Here is a 19,781-nt window from a genome sequence, read left to right on the forward strand (position 1 = left end):
GCCCTAACAAAAGAAACCCTGGATTTTATCGACACCCTCCTGGCTGACTTCTTTACCCCTTCTAAGCCGAACCAAGCTTTTCCCACGCGTAGTCAAATCAGGCGCAAAGTCCGCGATATATGTAAAACACTGGATGATTCCATCGCCTATCGGGATACCCGCCCTAAAGATACCTACCGGTTTTCCTCTAACGGCACCTCAGCGTGGTTGGAACTGCGGGTTGAAGAAGACACCGGCATGAAACTCGATGCCTTCATCCACCAGACCGCCGCCAAGGAAGACATCACTGTCGCTGAGGCAGTCATCAAACTGCTTTCCGGTGAAATACAGCCACCAGCTACGGTGGTGCTCCACACCTACCAGGCCTGCGATATTGAGGATGCACCGACCTTTATCGAAGGCTTCGGCTGGCGAGCTGAACCCATGCCACATGACAAGACGCGAGATTTAACCGAAGAGATAAAAGAAGCCGACGGCTACCAACCAGGAATCATCATGCGCAAACTTGTCGAAGGCCGCGACGGTACCTGCCGGGTCGGCGGCTGTGGCGAGCCTGCTTTTCTCAGCCAGTTGGATCACCGACACAACTGGGCCGAAGGCGGGCCAACCCACCCGAAGAACCTAGCGTGTTTATGCCAAGGTCATCACAACATGAAAACCGATGGCACCCTTAAATACCTGCTCGACCCCTACAGCGGGGATGTCATCTGGCTATATGAAGACGGCACCTGGACTATTACCGAAGCCGACGGGCCGCTAGCACCAAAGCAGAAACGCTGGGCACAAACAGTCGCCCAACACATCACCGCCACCAGGAAACGCATCCGCGAGGAAGCCCAACATTTAAAACAAGAACTCGACGACTACGCACAACAACAAGCCAAGGCCCAAGCCGACGCCGAGGACGCGGACAACACCGACACAGATGCCAGCACCGACGACATCCCCTTCTAAACCTCACCGTCGAATAAAACGACGACACCAATCCAGCAGAAAGGAAAGAACCCAAGAAACCAGGAACACAACCACCGTCGTCACAGACGACGACTGCACTGCCGAAGCCCAGTCAGGCTCGCCCCAACTGTTGCCATTGGGACCGGCTGGACTTAGTCATGCCGGTTAGGATGGAGTGAATGCAGATCTACATTGCCTCAGTACCCGTCGGTGATGTTGCCCTCGCTCACGACTTCTATGTCAATACGCTCGGCTTTCGAGTCAAGGACGATGTAACCCACGGAGACTTTCGGTGGCTCACGGTCACCAATGCGGAAGGCCAAGGGGATATGGAGCTCCTGCTCGAGCCCAAGGCCCATTCCGCGGCCAAGGACTACGCAGCAGCACTCAAGGCTGACGGTGTCCCTGTCACCCAGTTCCTATCCGCAGACGTGGAGCGAGAATATAGCGAGCTCACTGAAAAGTGGGAGTGCATTTCACTATCGTGCCGACCGACGTCGGCCCCTCCATCATCGCCGTCTTCGATGACACCGTAGGCATCCTCATCCAACTGGTACAGCTCAAGAAATAGAGAATAAAGAATGTCACACTTACCTTCTTCCGTCGCTATCATCGCAGCCGTTAGCGCCCTATGCGTAATGCCTCTAACTGCATGCGCGGAGCGTGGGTCAGACACGACTCCGGCACCGCAGTTCAGTGCAATTCCGTCTAGCTCCGCTGCTATCGATGGGCCGGAGCCGCCGTCCAGTGACACGCAGAATGCTCCCTCACAACAGGATGCCAATGTTGCTGCCTTTGCGGGTATGGGGACGGCTGCGATTGATGACCAACACCACATGCCAGATCGGTTGGGCGGCCTCATTCCGACGGGCGTGCGCGTAGGCGCTCACGACGGTTTCACGCGGGTGGTGGTTGACCTCGAGGGAGAAGGTGAGCCCGGCTGGTTCACCGCCTATACCGACGATCCTCGTCAGCAGGCATCAGGTCATCCAGTCGAAGTAAAGGGAAACACTTTTCTCAATCTGGGGATCGAAGGAACTCCGTGGCCTTCCACACCCGATCTCGAAGAAAGGTATATGAAGCCAGGAACTACTCCCGGTACTGGTGTGGTGAGCGAAGTCGTATACACGACCTCATTCGAGGCACAAACCCAATTGATCATTGGACTACAGAAGAAGACACCGTACTCAGTGACTTTCCTGGAGGACCCTAAACGCCTAGTTCTCGACTTCCAGGTTTGACGTGTGGTGAAACGATAAGGGCCCTGTCCCCAGCTAATTTCTGGGTTACAGGGCCCTTGATCTAGGAGGTCCTAGTGGTCCTAGCTAGTCCGAGGATTAGTCCTCCTCAACCGGAACCAGGGAGATTTTGCCGCGATTATCAATGTCGGCAATTTCGACCTGAATCTTATCGCCAACATTGACGACGTCCTCGACCTTCTCAATGCGCTCGTCGCCACCGAGCTTCGAGATGTGTACGAGGCCGTCACGACCCGGAGTCAGGGAAACGAAGGCACCAAAAGCCACGGTCTTCACCACGGTGCCAAGGAAACGCTCACCCACCTTCGGCAGCTGCGGGTTAGCGATGCTATTCACGCGGTCGATCGCAGCGTCAGCTGCTTCACCGGTAGCGGCAGAGATATACACAGTGCCGTCTTCCTCGATGGAGACATCGGCGCCAGTTTCCTCAGTAATGGCGTTGATAGTCTTGCCCTTCGGGCCAATGAGCTCACCAATCTTGTTCACCGGGATAGTCACCGAGGTAATGCGCGGAGCCAGGCCAGACATCTCGTCTGGACCCTCGATGACCTCAGACATCGTGTCGAGGATGGCGGCACGGGCGTCGCGGGCCTGTTCGAGGGCGTCGGCAAGCACGTGCGAAGGAATGCCATCCAGCTTGGTATCCAGCTGCAGGGCGGTGATGAACTCGGATGTACCGGCAACCTTGAAGTCCATATCGCCGAAGGCATCCTCAGCGCCGAGAATATCGGTCAGCGCCACGAACTTTTCCTTGCCGTTGACTTCGCCCGAGACCAAACCCATGGCGATACCCGCCACCGGAGCCTTCAGCGGAACGCCCGCGTTGTAGAGGGACAGGGTGGACGCACAGACGGAGCCCATGGAGGTAGAACCGTTGGAACCAAGGGCCTCAGACACCTGGCGAATGGCGTAGGGGAAGTCCTCACGGGACGGGATCACCGGCAGCAACGCGCGCTCAGCCAGCGCACCGTGACCAATCTCGCGGCGCTTCGGGGAACCTACGCGGCCGGTCTCGCCGGTGGAGTACGGCGGGAAGTTGTAGTGGTGCATGTAGCGCTTGGACTCCACTGGGGTCAAAGAATCGATCTGCTGCTCCATCTTCAGCATGTCCAGGGTGGTCACACCCAGGATCTGGGTCTCGCCACGCTCGAAGAGAGAGGAGCCGTGTGCACGTGGGATCAGATCAACCTCCACGCCGAGGTCACGGATATCGGTCACACCACGGCCATCGATCCGGAAGCCCTCGGTGAGGATCTTGGTGCGCACGATGTCCTTCATCACGGCGTTGAAGGCGTTGCGGATCTGTTTGGATGCATCGGTCTCGTCGAGGTCATCAAAGTCTTCGATGAGCTTAGCCTCGACCTGCTCCATGTACTCATTAGTGGCGTCGTCGCGGTCCTGCTTACCCGGGATGGTAAGCAGCTTCTCCAGCTTCTTGGAGGCTGCCTTTTCGACGGCCGCGTAAACATCATCACCGTAGGGCGGGAAGAGCGGGAACTCCTCTGTCTCCTTAGCTGCACGCTCCGCCAGACCTGCCTGCGCTTCACACAGGGACTTGATGAAAGGCTTCGCAGCCTCCAAGCCCTCAGCCACGGTGGATTCCTGCGGAGCCGGTGCGCCTTCCTTGATGCGCTCGGCTACGTTCACACCAGCGCCGGCCTCGACCATCATGATGGCTACGTCGTCCTTGCGGCCCTTCTTCACGATGCGGCCGGCAACGACCATCTCGAAGAGGGCACGCTCGTGCTGCTCGTTATTCGGGAAGGCCACCCACTGGCCCTTCGGGTGCTTATCATCAGCAATCAGTGCCATGCGCACGCCGCCCACCGGGCCGGATACCGGCAGGCCAGAGAGCTGGGTGGAGGCGGAAGCGCCGTTGATGGCAACGACATCGTAGTACTCCTCCGGGTCCATGGAGAGGACCGTGACAACGACCTGAACCTCGTTGCGCAAGCCCTTCACGAAGGTTGGGCGCAGCGGGCGGTCGATGAGGCGGCAGGCCAGGATAGCTTCGGTGGAAGGGCGCCCCTCGCGGCGGAAGAAGGAACCCGGGATTTTACCCGCGGCATACATGCGCTCCTCGACGTCCACAGTCAGCGGGAAGAAGTCGAAGCCTTCGCGCGGCTGGTTAGAAGCGGTGGTCGTGGACAGCAGCATGGTGTCCTCGTCCAGGTAAGTGGTGACAGAGCCACCAGCTTGGCGAGCTAGCTGGCCCGTCTCAAAACGGATGGTGCGAGTGCCGAAATCGCCGTTGTCCAGGGTGGCGATGGCCTCGGTGATGCCGTAATCGTCGTCGATAAGAAACTCGACGGAATTTTTCGGTTGCTTTTTAGCGTTCTTAGCGCTCATGGATATAACTCTCCTTGGAGCTGTCATGGCGATCTTCGGTGCCGCCTCTTCTTCGATGTTTTCTGACAACGCCCAAGAATTTTAGCAGATGAGATCAGAAAACCCCCGCACACAAGGTGCGGGGGCCAAAAGTTAAGCGCTTAGCGGCGCAGACCCAGGCGAGAAATCAGGTCGCGGTAACGGTCAACGTCGTTAGCAGCCAGGTACTTCAGCAGGCCACGACGGCGACCAACCATGAGCAGCAGACCACGACGGGAGTGGTGATCGTGCTTGTGATCCTTGAGGTGCTCGGTCAGGTTGTTGATGCGGGAAGTCAGCAGCGCAACCTGTGCCTCCGGGGAACCGGTATCGGTCTCGTGCAGGCCGTACTCCTTGAGGATTTCAGCCTTCTTCTCGGTGCTCAAAGCCATGAAAAAATCTCCTATTGTATTTCAGTCCACATGAAATGTTGCGCCATGAGGCGCTGCCCGTGACTACTGTGGACCGCAGTCAGCAAGCCGAAGTAGAAGTATAGAGGCTGCCGAGCTTCGACATCAAATCATCAACAAAGCGCGCGTCATCTACCGCAACGGCCACACGGGTGGTGGGGTTATCCAAGCGTTCCGGGTCACCGATTGTGCGGCCAGTATCCTCACACCGCAGATTGAGGTCGAGGGAGGTGACCAGCGAGGGATCGGCAGCCACAGCTACCGCTAAAGGGTCGTGGAGCCCGCAACCGCCAAGGTGCGGAGAGGTCGTCTTGTAGGCGCGAATGTAGTAGTCCACGATGTCTGCGTAGATACGACCAGTGGGTGTACCGCGCCATTGCTTCGTGTGCTCCCTGGTGAGCAACGTGCGCAGCGTGACATCGAGCCCCACCATCGTGAGGTCCTGAGCATGGCGGAATACATAGTCCGTGGCTTGGGGATCTTGGAAAACGTTAGCCTCGGCATAAGGAGTGACGTTCCCGGGCACGGTCAGCGCCCCACCCATCATCACGATGCGGGCGTTGCGGGCAAAGTCCGGGTCTTTGCGCATGGCGGCTGCAATGCTTGTCGACGGCCCCGTCGGCACGATAACCAGATCCTCGCCATGCTCACGGACCGAACGGATAAGAAAGCCCACTGCGTCCTCGTATGCCTTGCGGCGCGGCGGAGGCAGAAGTACTTCCCCAAGGCCATTGCGGCCATGGATGAAAGCAGAAATGGGAGCAACGCTAAAGCCCGGCCGCGTCGGACCGATGAAGACGGGGACATCCTCGGCGTCGAGAAGCTCGAGCAACGCCAGCGAGTTACGCACGCCCAACGCCACCGGAACGTTTCCATAGGTACCCGTAACCCCGATCAGCTCGAGATCGGGGTGCGCTAAGGCATAGGCGAGCGCAAGGGCGTCATCAATTCCGGTATCAAGGTCGAGGATGATCTTCATTTAAACCTCGCGGGCAAGAATTTCACGAACTCGGGCAACGTCACGTTCCATAGCTGTCAGGAGTTCCTCCACGGAATTGAATTTTTCCATGTCACGCACGTGGTCGACGAAATGCACGGTGGCTTCGTGGCCGTAGAGGTCAGCGTCGCGGTCCAGCACGAAGGACTCCACCGAACGCTCCTCGTCACCAAAGGTAGGGTTGGTGCCTACCGAAATGGCTGCGGGATAAGGAATGCCGGGCTCCATGTCACCTTCCAGAGGGGCGCCGGTGGGCTCAACCACGAACCAGCCCGCGTAGACGCCATCGGCTGGAATGGCGACGGATTCCGGGAAATACTGGTTAGCGGTTGGGAAACCAAGCTCCTTTCCACCACGTCCTGCACCACGCACAACGGGCCCAGTCACCGTGAAATGACGCCCCAGCGCCCAATTGGCGCGCGCAATATCGCCCTTGGCAAGGGCGGCGCGAATGTTGGTGGAGCAGATGCGCTCGCCGTCGTCGTCAAGCAAGGGCACGATGTCAACGCCGAAGCCGAACTCAGCGCCGAATTCCGCCAGCGCCTCCGCGGTGCCGGACGCGCCCGCGCCAAAGGTGAAGTTCTCCCCCACCACGACGTGCTCTGTGTGCAAACGCTCCACCAGGAGCTCCGTCACATAGTCGCGCGGCTCGACGCCCCGGAGTTCTTCGGTGAAGTCGATGACGAGCACGGCCTCGATGCCCATTTCTTCCGCCAGCTGCATGCGACGCTCGAAAGTAATCACGGAGAGAGGAGCGCGCTCCGGCAAGAATACGGAGACTGGGTGCGGATCGAAGGTCACCATGACCGCGCGCTGTCCATGTCTGTGTGCGTGCTCAACGGCCTTCCTCACGAGCTGTTGGTGCCCGCGGTGCAGGCCGTCGAAGACACCAATTGTCACCGAAGTCGGGCCAAGGTCAGTGGGGATGCTATCGATTCCGTACCAAATATCCACGGGCACCATGCTATCCCACTGCGGCCGGTGCCCTAGACTGCAGGGCATGACTGATCCGCTCGAACGTTCCGGCCTCGTGGTCGTCGACAAACCCGCCGGCATGACCTCGCACGACGTCGTGGGAAAACTGCGCCGCTTCTTCCGCACCCGCAAGGTGGGGCACGCAGGCACGCTTGATCCGATGGCTACTGGAGTGCTCGTCGTAGGCATCGAGCGCGGCACCAAGTTTCTTGCCCACATGGTGGCCTCCACCAAGGCCTATGACGCAACGATTCGTCTTGGCATGGCAACCCACACCGACGACGCGGAGGGGGAAGCAACGTGGGGCAAACCGGCAACCGCAGTGGAGGATTCCGCCATTGCGCGAGAAATTGCTGCCTTGACCGGCGATATTATGCAGCGCCCAGCAGCGGTCTCCGCCATCAAAGTGGATGGCAAGCGCGCGTATGAAAGGGTGCGGTCAGGTGAAGAGGTCGAGCTTCCGGCTCGGCCAGTAACGGTCAGCCGCTTCGATATTCTCGCTACGCGCCGCGAGGGTGAGTTCATCGACCTCGACGTCTCAGTGGCGTGTTCTTCGGGAACCTATATCCGCTCGTTGGCTCGGGATTTGGGCGAGGCCCTCGGCGTCGGCGGACACCTTACCGCGCTGCGCCGCACGGAAGTGGGCCCTTTCACGCTTGACGACGCCCTCCCTCTCGACGCCCTCGAAGACTCCCCGGAGTTGTCCTTAAGCCTCGACGAGGCGCTCGCTCGCAGCTATCCGGTTGTGGACGTCACCGATGATGAGGCCCAAGCTTTGGCCATGGGTAAGTGGCTGGAGCCGCGTGGGTTGAAAGGCACGTACGCGGCCGTCGACCCGCAGGGACGGTCGATTGCCTTGATCAAGGAAAAAGGAAAGCGCTTAGCCACGGTTTTCGTCGCGCGCCCCTCGACGCTATAACTGCCTGATTTAGCGGTCAAAGTTGAGCGCAGGGACAGCGGTGGCGACGATGACATAGCCATCTCGGATGATCCAGTGCCCAGTGATGAAAGGCACTGGGGTCGGCCGCGCCAAGAGGTAGGACACCAGAGTGCCATCGAGGCGTAAATCGATTTCGGCTTGGTCAAAATCCAGCCAGCGCCGGGTCATGGGGAACCACGTCTTGTAGGTGGCCTCCTTGGCACAGAACAACAGGCGGTCCGGACAGGAAATACCCGCCGCTTGCAACTGAGCCAACTGCGGCATCTCCCCCGGCCGCGCGATCATCGTCAGCACGTGTTCCGGCAGGGGCTCCGCTGGTTCGGCGTCGAGCCCCATGGAGCGCACGTGCGTGGCAGGAGCTGCCACGGCTGCGCGCAAACCTTCGGTGTGCGTCATCGATCCGGTATAGCCCTCCGGCCACAGCGGCATGCCGCGCTCGCCGCGCAGAATCGGCTCGTCTCCCGTGTAGTTGAGCTCCTTCAAGGCCTGGTGGGCGCACCAGCGCGCATCCCCAAACTCGGATTTGCGCACGTCCACGGCTTGGGAGACCACGGAGCGCTCTTCCGGGGAGAGATGATGATAATTGAGAAGATTGGTCATCGACTCATCCGTGCGCACATAGCAAAAACGAGCTGATTCCGGGAAGAGAGAAGGTTCAAGCATGCTCGGCCCTCCCTGTCTTCTCGTCGATGGTAAGCACTGGGTACGGCCACGGCTGAAGACCACCGTGCGCCTGCCACTCACGCGGATAGCCCAGGGACACCTCGATGTGGTCTACCCCATCGATGTTGGCGCGATTAGGCATGTGGAGGTGACCATAGATCACAGCCTTAGCGTTATAGCGCCGCGGCCAGGAGCGCGTGTGGCGGGTGCCGCACCACAAGGCCACTTCGGGCCAACGCAAGTAGAGAGTCGGCTCCTGTACCAGCGGCCAGTGGTTGATAAGAACCGTTTCGCCCTCGACCCGTGACAGCCGCTTGATCGAATAAGCCAGGCGGTCCCAGCACCACGCGCGCACATCGACGAAGGGGGCGATGGCAAATTCATCGGTCATGACGATCTGCTTCTCCTTCGCACTCGCAAGCGCCTGTTTCACCGTGGTGCCTGGTGGACGGAAGCTGTAATCGTAGAGCGTAAACAGCGGGACCACGGTGACGCCTCCGAATACCGGAAACGGATCCTCTGGGGTAATCACGCCGATTTCCCGGCAGCCTTCAACGAGGCGATCGTATTTCGAGCGTCCCTGGTAAACGTCCTGTGACCGAGAAAAAAGCTCATGGTTGCCAGGTGCCCAAATGACCGTAGCGTAGCGGTTCTTTAGGCGCGCCAGGGTGTTAATCACCAGATCAATGCGTTCGGCGACGTCTCCCGCAACAATCAACCAATCGTTGGGATTCGGCGGGACAAGTTCATCAATGCGGTCCCCGTTCACGCGTACCGCTGCATGGAGATCAGAGACGGCCCACAGAGTGGTCATAGCGCCTCCTTCGCACGAACAGTCCCTCTACTTCTACCACAGGCTTAGACCCGTGCCCACCGCATGGAGTAAAAGCGCCCAACCACGCCCACCATGCGGATGAGGATGAATGCGGCAATACCGCCCCATACCCCGGTCAGGCCGGTGCCGAAAACAAAGGCCAACCAGACCCCGGGCAGGAAGCCGAGAAGCACTGACGCGAGGGTCAGCGTGCGGAGAAAGGCTGCGTCCCCAGCACCCAGGAGGACGCCGTCCAAAGCGAAGACAACGCCGCCGATAATGACGAGGAAAGTCATAACCCACCAGGGGCCGGAGATGACCTCTAGGACCTCCGGGCTCGTGGTGAATATCCGTGGGATAAAGGCGGAGCCAAGGCCCAGTACCGTTGCCAGTGCGAGGGAGAAGGACGTCGAGTAGAGCGTCACCTTGGTTCCTACCGTGCGGGCATAGCGCGCTGAGCCCGCTCCCAATGCTGCGCCGGTCAAGGCTTGGGCAGCGATCGCGAGGGAATCCAGAACGAGGGATAGGAAGTTCCACATCTGCATCATGATTTGATGCGCGGCGAGCTGCGCAGTGCCGATACGTGAGGCCACGGCCGCCGCTGACAGAAACGCCACTTGGAAGCTCAGCGAACGCACGATGAGGTCACGCCCCAGCACGAGCTGCCGACGAACCACGCTCCAGCGAATCTCCCACGAGCCGGTATGCTCGCGGCGCAGCTCCGCCACGAAGAACGCCGCGATGATCCCCATGCCCAGCACCGTGGCCAGAGCGGAGCCCGGTAGACCCCAGAAGTGCACGAAAATAGGCACCGCGATGGCGCCGGGAACCATACCTGCAAGGGTGAAGTAAAGGGGCTTGCGGGTGTTGTGAACACCGCGCATCCAGCCGTTGCCGGCCATGTTGATGAGGGTAAAAGGAATAGCGACAGCGGCAATCCGCAACCACTGTGCAGTCCCTCGCGCTGTATCCGGGTTACCTGTCAACCAGGTGGCAAAGACGCCGGCAAAGAGCCACATGATGACGGCGAGCACCATTCCAACACCCACGGCAACCCACGTTGCCTGGACGCCCTCGGCGACGGCCTCCTCGCGCTTCCCCGCGCCGAACAGCCGTGACGCACGCGCGGTCGTGCCATAAGACAGAAAGGTTAATTGGGTGGTAACCACCGAATGGAGTGTGGCCGCTGCGCCAAGCGAGGCCAGATCCTCCGCCCCTAAACGGCCTACGACCGCGGTATCCAGCAATAAATACAGCGGCATGGCCGCCAGAACGCCCAGAGCGGGGACGGCGAGGCGGAAGACCTCAGCGGCAGAAACCTTCACTGGTTGCTCGGAAGCCATCTAGGACAACGCACCTACCAGCTGTGCTATAACCTCTTCGGGCCTTCCGTGCGCGGTATAACCTGCGGCTGGAATATGCCCGCCGCCGCCGAAGGTGAGGGCCACTTCCGCACAGTTGACGGCGGAGGAACGCAAGGACACCGCCCACATTTCGGGCGCCTGTTCCTTGAAGACCACTCCGATGTCAGTGCCTTTCAAGGCCCGAACATAATCGACGAAAGATTCAATCGCGGAATCGGCGTGGGAGCTGACCTCCTCATGCGGGACGAAGAGAACAGCGAGGCGGTGCTCCCCTGCTTCCTCAATCCTGAGGCCTGAGAGCACGCGTCCAATCATCTGCAGGTCATCGGCGGTGCTGGAATCCATGAGTTCCAGCGCAATCTGCTTGGTGTCGAGACCATAGAGCATCAGGCGCGCAGCGATATCATGCATGGCTGGGCGCCCCCACCGGAAACTACCGGTATCGGTGACTAGGCCCGCGTACAGGCAATGCGCGATGACGCGATCGATCTGGATGGACAGCCTGTCCAGAATGTCCAGCAGCACCACCGTGGTGGACTCACATACCGGATCCACCACATTGATGGCTCCAAAACCATCGTTGGAGGCGTGGTGGTCGATGCACAGGACGCGGCCCACGGCGGCCATGTCTTCGATCTCCCGGGCCACCGAACCCGTCCGATCTATCGAGCCGCAGTCCACAGTGACATAGAGGTCATATCCTTGTGGAAGCTCATCCACCAACTCAATCTCATTCACCGTGGGGATGGAAAACAGGTTGGCTGAAATGTCACGGCGTTGGCCAATCACGGTGCGGGTTTGTTTCCCGCGCTGGCGGAGCGCCAGGGTAAGGGCGGCTGCCGAGCCGACCGCGTCGGCGTCTGGGCGCAAGTGCGTGATGATGCAAATGCTGCTGGCTTGCACCAGCGCATCCACTGCGGCTTCGTAATTGGTTCGCGACACTTAGTCCTCTTCCTCATCCGAGGTCTTGTACGGGTTCGCGTCGCCTGCGGGCTGTGCACCTTCCTTCAGCTTCGCTAACTCCGCATCGCGTGCACGGGCGCGGGCGAGCAGCTCCTCCATGTGCGCGGAAGCCTCGGGGACGGTATCAAGCTCAAAAGACAGCGTCGGTGTAAAGCGAACGGAGAGCTCATCACCCACAATCTTGCGCAATTGCCCCTTGGCCCTGGTGAGGGCTTCGGCCGCTTGATCGTAATCTGGCTCGGTCTCGATATCCGTACCACGCACCGTGTAGAACACGGTGGCATCGTGGAGATCACCCGTGACCCGGGCATCCGTGATTGTCACCAGCTCAAGGCGGCGATCCTTGATTTGGCGCTCAATTGCGCTGGCAACGATTGTCTGAATGCGCTTTGCCATGCGTGCGGCGCGTGCGTGATCAACCATAGTGAAGCTCCTTTACGTACGGTTACTGGCAACTAGTCTAGGATACCGATTCTGCACCTTTCGGCTGAAATGAGGAAAGCCCAGCCAGAATCTTTCCTGGCTGGGCTTCACTACCTGAGGTTTCCTGCGCTTAGTCGCGCGGGACCTCGACCTCTTCGTAGGCCTGGATGATATCGCCTACCTGAATATCCGGGTAGGACAGAACCATACCGCACTCGTAGCCGGCGTTGATCTCGTTTGCGTCATCCTTCTCGTGACGCAGGGACTCGATCTTGGCATCGGAGGTAATGACGTTTCCGTCGCGGACCAGGCGCACCTTGCCATTGCGCTTGACCTTGCCCTCCGTGACCATACAACCGGCGATGGTGCCAACGGCGGAGGACTTGAACAGCGCGCGGATTTCTGCCGCACCGGTGTCTCGCTCCTCGTAGATGGGCTTGAGCATGCCCTTCAGAGCTGCCTCAACCTCTTCGATGGCGCGGTAGATCACCGTGTAGTAGCGGATATCGACGCCCTCAGCGTTGGCCTCCTCGGTGGCCTTGCCCTCAGCGCGGACGTTGAAAGCGATGATGATGGCGTCCGAAGCCGCAGCCAGGGAGACGTTGGTCTGCGTCACCGCACCCACACCACGGTCGATGATGTTGAGCTGTACCTCGTCGTCGATCTCAATGTCCAACAGGGCATCTTCGAGGGCCTCCACGGAACCTGCGTTGTCGCCCTTGAGGATGAGGTTGAGCGTCGAGGTTTCCTTGAGCACTGCATCCAGGTCCTCGAGGGAGACGCGCTTGCGAGCCTTCGCCTGCAGAGCAGAACGCTTGCGGGCATCGCGCTGTGCAGCAATCTGGCGTGCCACGCGGTCATCCTCAACAACTAGGAGGTTGTCGCCGGCGCCTGGCACACCATTGAGACCCTGCACCTGGACCGGGCGGGACGGGCCGGCCTCTTCCACATCGTGACCGAATTCATCGAGCATGCGGCGCACACGTCCGTGTGCATCACCAACCACGATGGAATCACCAATGCGCAGCGTACCGCGCTGGATGATGACCGTAGCCACCGGCCCGCGGCCGCGGTCGAGGTGGGCCTCGATGGCAGAGCCCTGTGCATCCATATCCGGGTTAGCGGTGAGCTCCAAGGCAGCGTCCGCCGTCAGGATGACGGCTTCAAGCAGATCATCAATGTTGATGTTGTTCTTCGCGGAGATATCCACGAACATCGTGTCGCCACCGTACTCTTCCGGAACCAGTCCGTATTCAGTGAGCTGACCACGGATCTTGTCCGGGGAAGCCTCCGGCTTATCAATCTTGTTGACTGCGACAACCACAGGGATGTCTGCTGCCTTCGCGTGGTTGATTGCCTCGATGGTCTGCGGCATCACGCCGTCATCGGCGGCAACGACCAGGATGGCCAAGTCGGTGGACTTAGCACCGCGGGCACGCATGGCGGTGAAGGCCTCGTGACCCGGGGTATCCAGGAAGGTGATGGTGCGAGGACCATCCTCCAGGTCCACCGTGGTTTGGTAAGCGCCGATGCCCTGGGTAATGCCACCGGCCTCGCCGGCACCCTCGTTGGTCTTACGAATGGTGTCCAGAAGGCGAGTCTTACCGTGGTCGACGTGACCCATCACAGTAACCACTGGCGGGCGCTTCTCAAGTGCCTCTTCGCCACCCTCGTCCTCGCCGAACTGCAGGTCGAAGGACTCGAGCAGTTCGCGGTCCTCATCCTCTGGGGAGACGACCTGGACCTCGTAATTAATCTCCGAACCCAGCAGCTGCAGGGTGTCTTCGGAGACAGAAGCCGTAGCAGTCACCATCTCACCGAGGTTGAACAGCGCCTGCACCAATGCTGCAGGATCTGCACCAATCTTCTCAGCGAAGTCAGCCAGGGAAGCACCGCGACGCAGGCGCACGACCTTACCGCCGCCGTCAGGCAGACGTACGCCGCCTACCTCATGCTTCTGCTGCTCTTCAAACTCATGGCGCTTCTGACGCTTCGACTTCTTACCGCGACGCGGTGCACCACCCGGACGGCCGAATGCACCAGCGGTGCCACCGCGACGACCGCCGCGTCCACGGAAACCACCGTGGCCAGGACCACCGCGGCCGGGGCCGCCGCCGCGGCCGCCGCGACCACGACCACCGCCGCCACTACCAGCGGCCTTCGACGGCATGCTGGCCGGGTTCGGGTGCGAAGGCATCATTGCCGGCGAAGGACGACGTCCACCGCTACGGTTGCCATCGCCCTGCGGGCGTGCGCCGCCCTTGCCGCCACGGTTATCACCGGGCTTGCCAGCGGAGCGCTGTCCCTTAGTGCCGCCTGGGCGAGGTCCGGGGCTCGGACGATCGCTGGAGCTACCCGTGGAGAACGGGTTATTAGCCACGCGGCGGGTGCCGCCAGGCTTCGGCATGCTGCGCGGAGTGACAGCGCGCTCGCCACCCTTCTCGGTGTTCTTGCGCTGTGCTCCAGGCTTCGGTGCGCCACCCGGCTTCGGAGCGGCACCCGGCTTCGGTGCACCGCCCGGCTTGGGGGCGGCACCCGGCTTGGGGGCGGCACCCGGCTTGGGGGCAGCGCTTGGCTTCGGGCCTGGCTTTGCCGCGGCGGCAGGCTTCTTTTCTGCCGGTTTCTTGGCAGCAGAAGCTGGGGTGGCTGCTGGCGCGTTCTTCTCCGCTGCCTTGTCCTCGCCACCCTTAGCTTCGTAGTGAGCGCGCATCTTCTTGATCACCGGGGGTTCGATGGTCGAGGATGCGGTCTTGACGAACTCGCCTTGTTCCTTCAGCGTGGCGAGTAGTTCCTTGCTGGTTACGCCGAGCTGCTTTGCCAACTCGTGTACACGTAGCTTTCCGGGCACTTGTCTCCTCTTTAATCTTTCTAGGAGCCAAGGCCGCGGAATACGGCCTGACCCCTAGTTAATGGCTATGGACTTTCATCGCTGATGCTGCTTCATGGTTGTGCGCTCATCAGTGTTCGGTCTTCCTTTTTAACTCTGGGTCGCACGGGCTGTTGCCCGCCGACTGCACCTGCTGCGTGGCAGCGAGGTACTCACGTACGTGACCTGTGTCCACGTCTGTGGACAATCGGAGGGCGCGCCTGAAGGCACGGGTCCGCTCCGCCAGCTCTACTGCTTCCAGATCAGGCCTTATCCACGCTCCCCTTCCGGGAAGGCGTCGGCCGGGATCCGGAACAACACGGCATCCTGTGGGATCACCCTTATCGGCGACAACCCTCAGCAGTTCCGTGTCGGGATGCTTTTGACGCGTAGCGATACAGGTGCGGAGACGCTGTCCTCGAGACATCCAACTCCTTAGGTCATATCGCTATTGCTGCTTCGCCACAGCATTCCTGCATGTGGGCCGTTGTCTAGTCTACGCGAAAATAGGCCAAACCTTTAATTCCACCGCAGGCTGCTCGGAAAGCTAGTCCCGAGCGGCGTCGGAGTGAATATCAATCTTCCATCCGGTCAGGCGTGCTGCGAGGCGTGCGTTCTGGCCTTCCTTGCCGATAGCGAGCGAAAGCTGGTAATCCGGCACGGTTACCTTGGCCACCTGCGCTTCCTCGTCGAGGATTTCTACGCGCACGACCTTCGACGGGGCGAGAGCATTGCCCACGTAAACGGCTGGGTCTTCGTTGAAGTCGATGATGTCAATCTTCTCACCCCCGAGTTCACGCATAACGTTGCTGACGCGAGAGCCCTTCGGGCCGATACACGCACCCTTGGCGTTGAGGCCCTTGGCGTGGCCGCGAACGGAGATCTTGGAGCGGTGGCCAGCCTCGCGGGCAATGGCGATAATCTCGACCGCACCGTCGGCAACCTCCGGGACCTCCAGCTCAAAGAGACCGCGAACCAGCTCGGGGTGAGTACGCGACAGCGTGATCTGCACCTTAGCGCCGTTGCGGTTCACGCCCACGACATAGGCCTTGACGCGGTCACCGTGCTCGAGCTTCTCCCCTGGCAGCTGCTCAGCAGGCAACAGGAAAGCATCCTGGGAATCGTGTTCGGTGCCCAACTGCACCACAACGACGCCGCGCTTGTTGGCGTGGATATCGCGCTGGACGACGCCCGACACTACCGTTCCGGTCAGCTCAGAATAGGAATCATAGGTTCGCTCAGCCTCGTTCTCGCGCAACTTGCGCAGAATGGCATCGCGGACCGCCTGCGCGCCGATGCGCCCAAAGTTGTCCGGGGTGTCGTCGTATTCGCTGATGACCTCTCCGGTCTCCGGATCACTTTCGGTCACGATTACAGTGACGGCGCCGCTGTCGGCGTCGATGTCTACGCGCGACTTCGTACCTTCCGCCTTTGTCTCAGCGGATTCTGCACGGTGGTCCAGGTAGGAATACAAAAGGGCACCCGCGATAGCTTCGAGCAGGTCCTTCACAGGGACGCCGCGCTCGCGCTGAATCGTGCGGAGTGCCTCTAGGTCAATATTCACTTGTTAGTCCTCTCGGGTTGCCGAGTTCTGCTCGGCGAAGTCGAACGTCTGCATAGCCGCCTCCAGCTCCATGGCTGAAGGCTGAGCAAATTCAATTTCTACCACTGCACGGCTCAAGTTTTCCAATCGCTCGATCTGGTAACGCACCTCCTTCTTCACCGTCGTGATAAGCGCCACGGATTCTTCGTCCTCAGACAGGGCGCCGATGCGCGCGACGCGAGTGGTTCCAGGTTCCTCGACAAGCGCATATCCGACCAGCCTTCCTTGGTTGCGGCGCCAATGGCGCGGGGCGCTCAGCGGGAAGTCCACACCTGGCGTCGACACCTCCAAGGTGTAGCCCGCGCCAAAGTTGAGGATGCCCGCTTCCTCTTGGGCATCGAAAAGCTCGGAAATCTCCTGCGATAGTTCTTCAATGAGATCGGAGCTCGGGCGCTCATCGCCATCGATGCGAATGATGACCTGAGACTTCTTACCAGCTCGCGTGGTCTTCACGTCTTCGATGTCGAGGCCGCGTGCGGCGGCGACAGGCTGCAGAATTTCGGTTAGTTGCGCGGGTGTTGGGAATGCCATGCGCTCTAGACTAGGTCACCCGGGTAGGGTCTATCGCGTGAACCGCCGAGTAGTTGTCCCCACCCTGCTTGTGTGCGCTGCCCCCTGGATGGGCGGCTGCCAAGCCACCGACGCGATCGTGGATTATTTTGGCCCCCACGCGGACCCCTCCCTCACCTCGCTTGCTCAAACCGCCAGTGCGGATGCTCTCGCCTTGGAAGAACTTGATGCGGATGCCGCTGCCTTGCGCGCAGAGCAAGCTGAGCAGCTCTATGAAGAAATCGAGCGACTATGCGGACGCGATGAGGAAGGAGAGACTCCACGCTCCTGTGCGGTCGACCGTGACGTTGCCCCGCAGGATTCCGCGGACGTCTCCGCCGTGTTTGACGCCGCCTCCTCATTCTCCGAAGAGAACATCAGCAACGTTCCTGAAGAATCCCGCGCCCTTGTTCTGACACAAGCTATTGCGCTTAACGCGTGGAAGAACGAGGAGCTGGCAGACGCTCCCGAACTCACAGAACAGGACCGTGAACTCGGAGTCGAGCTCCTAAAATGGGAATACCAGCAGGTCTATGCCCTCGATTTCGCGCGCTCCTATGTGTCCCCCGACCAAGAAGATCATGTCGATGAGCTTCTGCGCATTCACGAGGACAGAATCCTGCAACTTCAGCTGCAACTGGAAAAGCTCGGTCCCGTGCCGCAGCCCGCGCCCGCATACGATTCACCGGCAGGTAGCCTGCCAAAGGACGCCGACTCAGCGCGCGCATTCATCGACGAGGTCGCACACAACGACACGCTGAAGTGGACCAATGCGGCCATCACGGCGGCCCCGGCAACCCCGTGGCAGCATTGGCTTATCACGGTTGCGGCGCAATCGCACCGCTTTCATGCTGCCTAGCCGCGGATGAGTTCCGTGAGGGTCTCCACGATCTGATCGGCGGGAACTTCACGAGTCTCGCCGCCGCGGATGCGCAGCTCAATGATGCCATCAGCGAAAGCGCGGCCCAGGATGGCGATGAACGGCATACCCAAAAGCTCAGCATCCTTGAACTTCACGCCCGGGGAGACTTTGGGGCGGTCGTCGTAAAGCACCTCGATGCCTGCGCGATCCAGATCCTCCACCAGCTTCTGACCTGCCTCCAGGGCAGCGGCGTCCTTGTTCGCTACGGCCACGTGCACCTGGTACGGGGCCACGGCCACCGGCCAGTTGAGGCCCTTCTCATCGTGGCGCTGCTCTGCCAGCACGGCGAGCATGCGCGTAACACCAATGCCGTAGGACCCCATGGTCGGCACGGCGCGCTTGCCGTTCTCATCGAGAATCTGTACGTCGAAAGCCTCGGTGTACTTGCGGCCCAGCTGGAAAATGTGGCCAAGCTCAATGCCGCGCTCCAGAGTCAGAGTGCCCTGACCATTCGGTGCCGGGTCCCCTTCCTTAACCTCGGCGGCCTCGATGAACTCATCCACAGTGAAGTCACGGCCGGCCACCAGTCCGATGACGTGGCGCTGCGGGGCATCGGCGCCGGTAATCCAGGAGGTACCAGAAACCACGCGCGGGTCAGCATAAACCTTCACGTCGTGGGCATTCAGGACACGCGGTCCGACATAACCCTTGACCAGGAAGGAGTTCTTCTTGAAGTCCCCCTCACCGGCGAGCTCAAACTCAGCCGGTTCAAGAGACGCCTCCAAGCGCTTTTCATCCAACTCGCGGTCACCCGGAATGAGAACGGCGGCCAGCTCCCATTCCTTCTCTTCTTCCGTGGCTGCGGGGGCGGCCACCTTGATCATCATGCACTTGAGGGTGTCCGCGGCGGTGACTTCGCGGCCGTCGACAGTAATGCCGGCACCCTTAGCCCACTCCACCAGAGACTCAATGGTCTCGGATTTCGGAGTCTCATGCTCCTGTGCCTCCGGCAGGCCGTCGAAGGGGATTTCCTCCGGAGCCTGAGTGACCACGGCCTCCACGTTGGCAGCGTAATCGCCCTCGGTGGCGCGCACGAAGGTATCTTCGCCTACCTCAGACACGGCAAGGAATTCCTCAGAGGCCGAACCGCCCATCGCACCAGAAGTGGCCTTGCAAATCGCGTAATCGATCTCCAGGCGGTCAAAGATGTTCTGGTAGGCCTTGCGGTGGCGGGCATAGGACTCATCGAGCCCCTCATCCGTCATGTCGAAGGAATAGGAATCCTTCATGGTGAACTCGCGGCCGCGCAGCACGCCCGCACGCGGGCGCTCCTCATCGCGGTACTTCGTCTGGATCTGGTACAGCGTGACCGGGAAATCCTTGTACGAGGAGTACATATCCTTCACCGCAGTGGTGAACATCTCCTCGTGGGTCGGGCCCAGCAACATGTCCGCACCCTTGCGGTCCTTCAGACGGAACAGATTATCGCCGTATTCCGTCCAGCGGTTCGACTCCTCATAAGGCTCGCGCGGCAGCAGCGCCGGGAAGAGCATCTCCTGGCCACCGATGGCGTTCATCTCCTGGCGGATAACGTCTTCGATCTTGCGCATGGCGCGCAGTCCCAATGGCAACCAGGTGTACACACCCGGCGCAACGCGGCGCACATAACCTGCGCGGACGAGAAGCTTGTGGCTGGGGACTTCGGCATCAGCCGGATCCTCACGAAGAGTGCGGAGGAAAAGCTCAGAAAGACGTGTAATCATGGTTGCTCA

19 protein-coding genes are annotated in these 19,781 nt (G+C 60.4%); 5 read left to right on the forward strand and 14 right to left on the reverse strand.

From position 1 onward, the window contains the following. The 3 genes from QP363_RS00005 to QP363_RS00015 form a co-directional block, all read left to right on the forward strand. A partial coding sequence (locus tag QP363_RS00005) for an HNH endonuclease signature motif containing protein (protein ID WP_284761895.1) occupies positions 1–954 on the forward strand: 954 nt, incomplete at its 5' end. Positions 955–1,133: 179 nt separating this feature from the next. After that, entirely contained in the window at positions 1,134–1,490 is a 357-nt protein-coding gene (locus QP363_RS00010) for a VOC family protein (protein WP_284761896.1), read from the forward strand. 102 nt (positions 1,491–1,592) lie between these two features. Next, positions 1,593–2,195, forward strand: a complete 603-nt coding sequence (locus QP363_RS00015; RefSeq protein ID WP_284761897.1) for a hypothetical protein — start codon at positions 1,593–1,595, stop codon at positions 2,193–2,195. Positions 2,196–2,291: 96 nt separating this feature from the next. Here the strand turns inward: QP363_RS00015 and QP363_RS00020 are convergent, their stop codons facing one another. The 4 genes from QP363_RS00020 to QP363_RS00035 all read right to left on the reverse strand — a co-directional run bounded on the left by QP363_RS00020 (position 2,292) and on the right by QP363_RS00035 (position 6,950). Beyond that, positions 2,292–4,562 (reverse strand): polyribonucleotide nucleotidyltransferase, encoded by a 2,271-nt coding sequence (locus QP363_RS00020; RefSeq protein ID WP_284761898.1) that lies wholly within the window; start codon positions 4,560–4,562, stop codon positions 2,292–2,294. 140 nt (positions 4,563–4,702) lie between these two features. After that, positions 4,703–4,972 carry a 30S ribosomal protein S15 gene (gene rpsO, locus QP363_RS00025; protein WP_010190317.1) on the reverse strand — a complete coding sequence of 90 codons (270 nt, stop codon included), beginning with the start codon at positions 4,970–4,972 and terminating at the stop codon, positions 4,703–4,705. Positions 4,973–5,051: 79 nt separating this feature from the next. Further along, entirely contained in the window at positions 5,052–5,969 is a 918-nt protein-coding gene (locus QP363_RS00030) for a nucleoside hydrolase (protein WP_284761899.1), read from the reverse strand. Next, positions 5,970–6,950 (reverse strand): bifunctional riboflavin kinase/FAD synthetase, encoded by a 981-nt coding sequence (locus tag QP363_RS00035; protein WP_070711396.1) that lies wholly within the window; start codon positions 6,948–6,950, stop codon positions 5,970–5,972. A gap of 37 nt (positions 6,951–6,987) precedes the next feature. Here QP363_RS00035 and truB point away from each other — a divergent pair, with 37 nt between their 5' ends. Continuing rightward, the gene (gene truB / locus QP363_RS00040; protein WP_284761900.1) at positions 6,988–7,881 is read left to right on the forward strand and encodes a tRNA pseudouridine(55) synthase TruB; all 894 of its coding nucleotides are present in this window, start codon (positions 6,988–6,990) and stop codon (positions 7,879–7,881) included. Between the two features lie 9 nt (positions 7,882–7,890). On the opposite strand, the gene QP363_RS00045 is transcribed toward truB, so the two are convergent. The 9 genes from QP363_RS00045 to rimP form a co-directional block, all read right to left on the reverse strand. Then, the gene (locus tag QP363_RS00045; protein ID WP_070718082.1) at positions 7,891–8,565 is read right to left on the reverse strand and encodes a 4'-phosphopantetheinyl transferase; all 675 of its coding nucleotides are present in this window, start codon (positions 8,563–8,565) and stop codon (positions 7,891–7,893) included. Then, entirely contained in the window at positions 8,558–9,379 is an 822-nt protein-coding gene (locus QP363_RS00050; protein WP_284761901.1) for a metallophosphoesterase, read from the reverse strand. Before QP363_RS00050 ends, QP363_RS00045 begins: the two co-directional genes overlap by 8 nt. Before the next feature lie 44 nt (positions 9,380–9,423). Continuing rightward, complete coding sequence (locus QP363_RS00055; RefSeq protein WP_284761902.1) at positions 9,424–10,722, reverse strand: MATE family efflux transporter; 1,299 nt, start codon at positions 10,720–10,722, stop codon at positions 9,424–9,426. Beyond that, positions 10,723–11,685 carry a bifunctional oligoribonuclease/PAP phosphatase NrnA gene (locus QP363_RS00060; protein WP_284761903.1) on the reverse strand — a complete coding sequence of 321 codons (963 nt, stop codon included), beginning with the start codon at positions 11,683–11,685 and terminating at the stop codon, positions 10,723–10,725. Then, entirely contained in the window at positions 11,686–12,129 is a 444-nt protein-coding gene (gene rbfA / locus QP363_RS00065; protein ID WP_070527081.1) for a 30S ribosome-binding factor RbfA, read from the reverse strand. Between the two features lie 130 nt (positions 12,130–12,259). Then, positions 12,260–14,977, reverse strand: coding sequence for a translation initiation factor IF-2 (gene infB / locus QP363_RS00070; RefSeq protein ID WP_284761904.1), 2,718 nt, complete (start codon positions 14,975–14,977; stop codon positions 12,260–12,262). Positions 14,978–15,086: 109 nt separating this feature from the next. Further along, entirely contained in the window at positions 15,087–15,422 is a 336-nt protein-coding gene (locus tag QP363_RS00075) for a YlxR family protein (protein ID WP_083276446.1), read from the reverse strand. A 120-nt stretch (positions 15,423–15,542) separates the two neighbouring features. After that, positions 15,543–16,559, reverse strand: coding sequence for a transcription termination factor NusA (gene nusA / locus QP363_RS00080; protein WP_070445649.1), 1,017 nt, complete (start codon positions 16,557–16,559; stop codon positions 15,543–15,545). A 3-nt stretch (positions 16,560–16,562) separates the two neighbouring features. Next, the gene (gene rimP / locus QP363_RS00085) at positions 16,563–17,129 is read right to left on the reverse strand and encodes a ribosome maturation factor RimP (RefSeq protein ID WP_284761905.1); all 567 of its coding nucleotides are present in this window, start codon (positions 17,127–17,129) and stop codon (positions 16,563–16,565) included. Between the two features lie 37 nt (positions 17,130–17,166). Between rimP and QP363_RS00090 the strand changes: the two genes are divergently transcribed. Next, positions 17,167–18,006: a hypothetical protein gene (locus tag QP363_RS00090; protein ID WP_070643869.1), complete on the forward strand. Its 840-nt coding sequence runs from the start codon at positions 17,167–17,169 to the stop codon at positions 18,004–18,006. Here the strand turns inward: QP363_RS00090 and QP363_RS00095 are convergent. Continuing rightward, entirely contained in the window at positions 18,003–19,772 is a 1,770-nt protein-coding gene (locus QP363_RS00095) for a proline--tRNA ligase (protein WP_070711405.1), read from the reverse strand. The two genes, QP363_RS00090 and QP363_RS00095, sit on opposite strands and share 4 nt — an antisense overlap. Positions 19,773–19,781 lie beyond the last annotated feature (9 nt).

The sequence above is a fragment of the Corynebacterium sp. UMB6689 genome, assembly GCF_030215295.1.
In the GTDB taxonomy this organism is placed as follows: domain Bacteria; phylum Actinomycetota; class Actinomycetes; order Mycobacteriales; family Mycobacteriaceae; genus Corynebacterium; species Corynebacterium aurimucosum.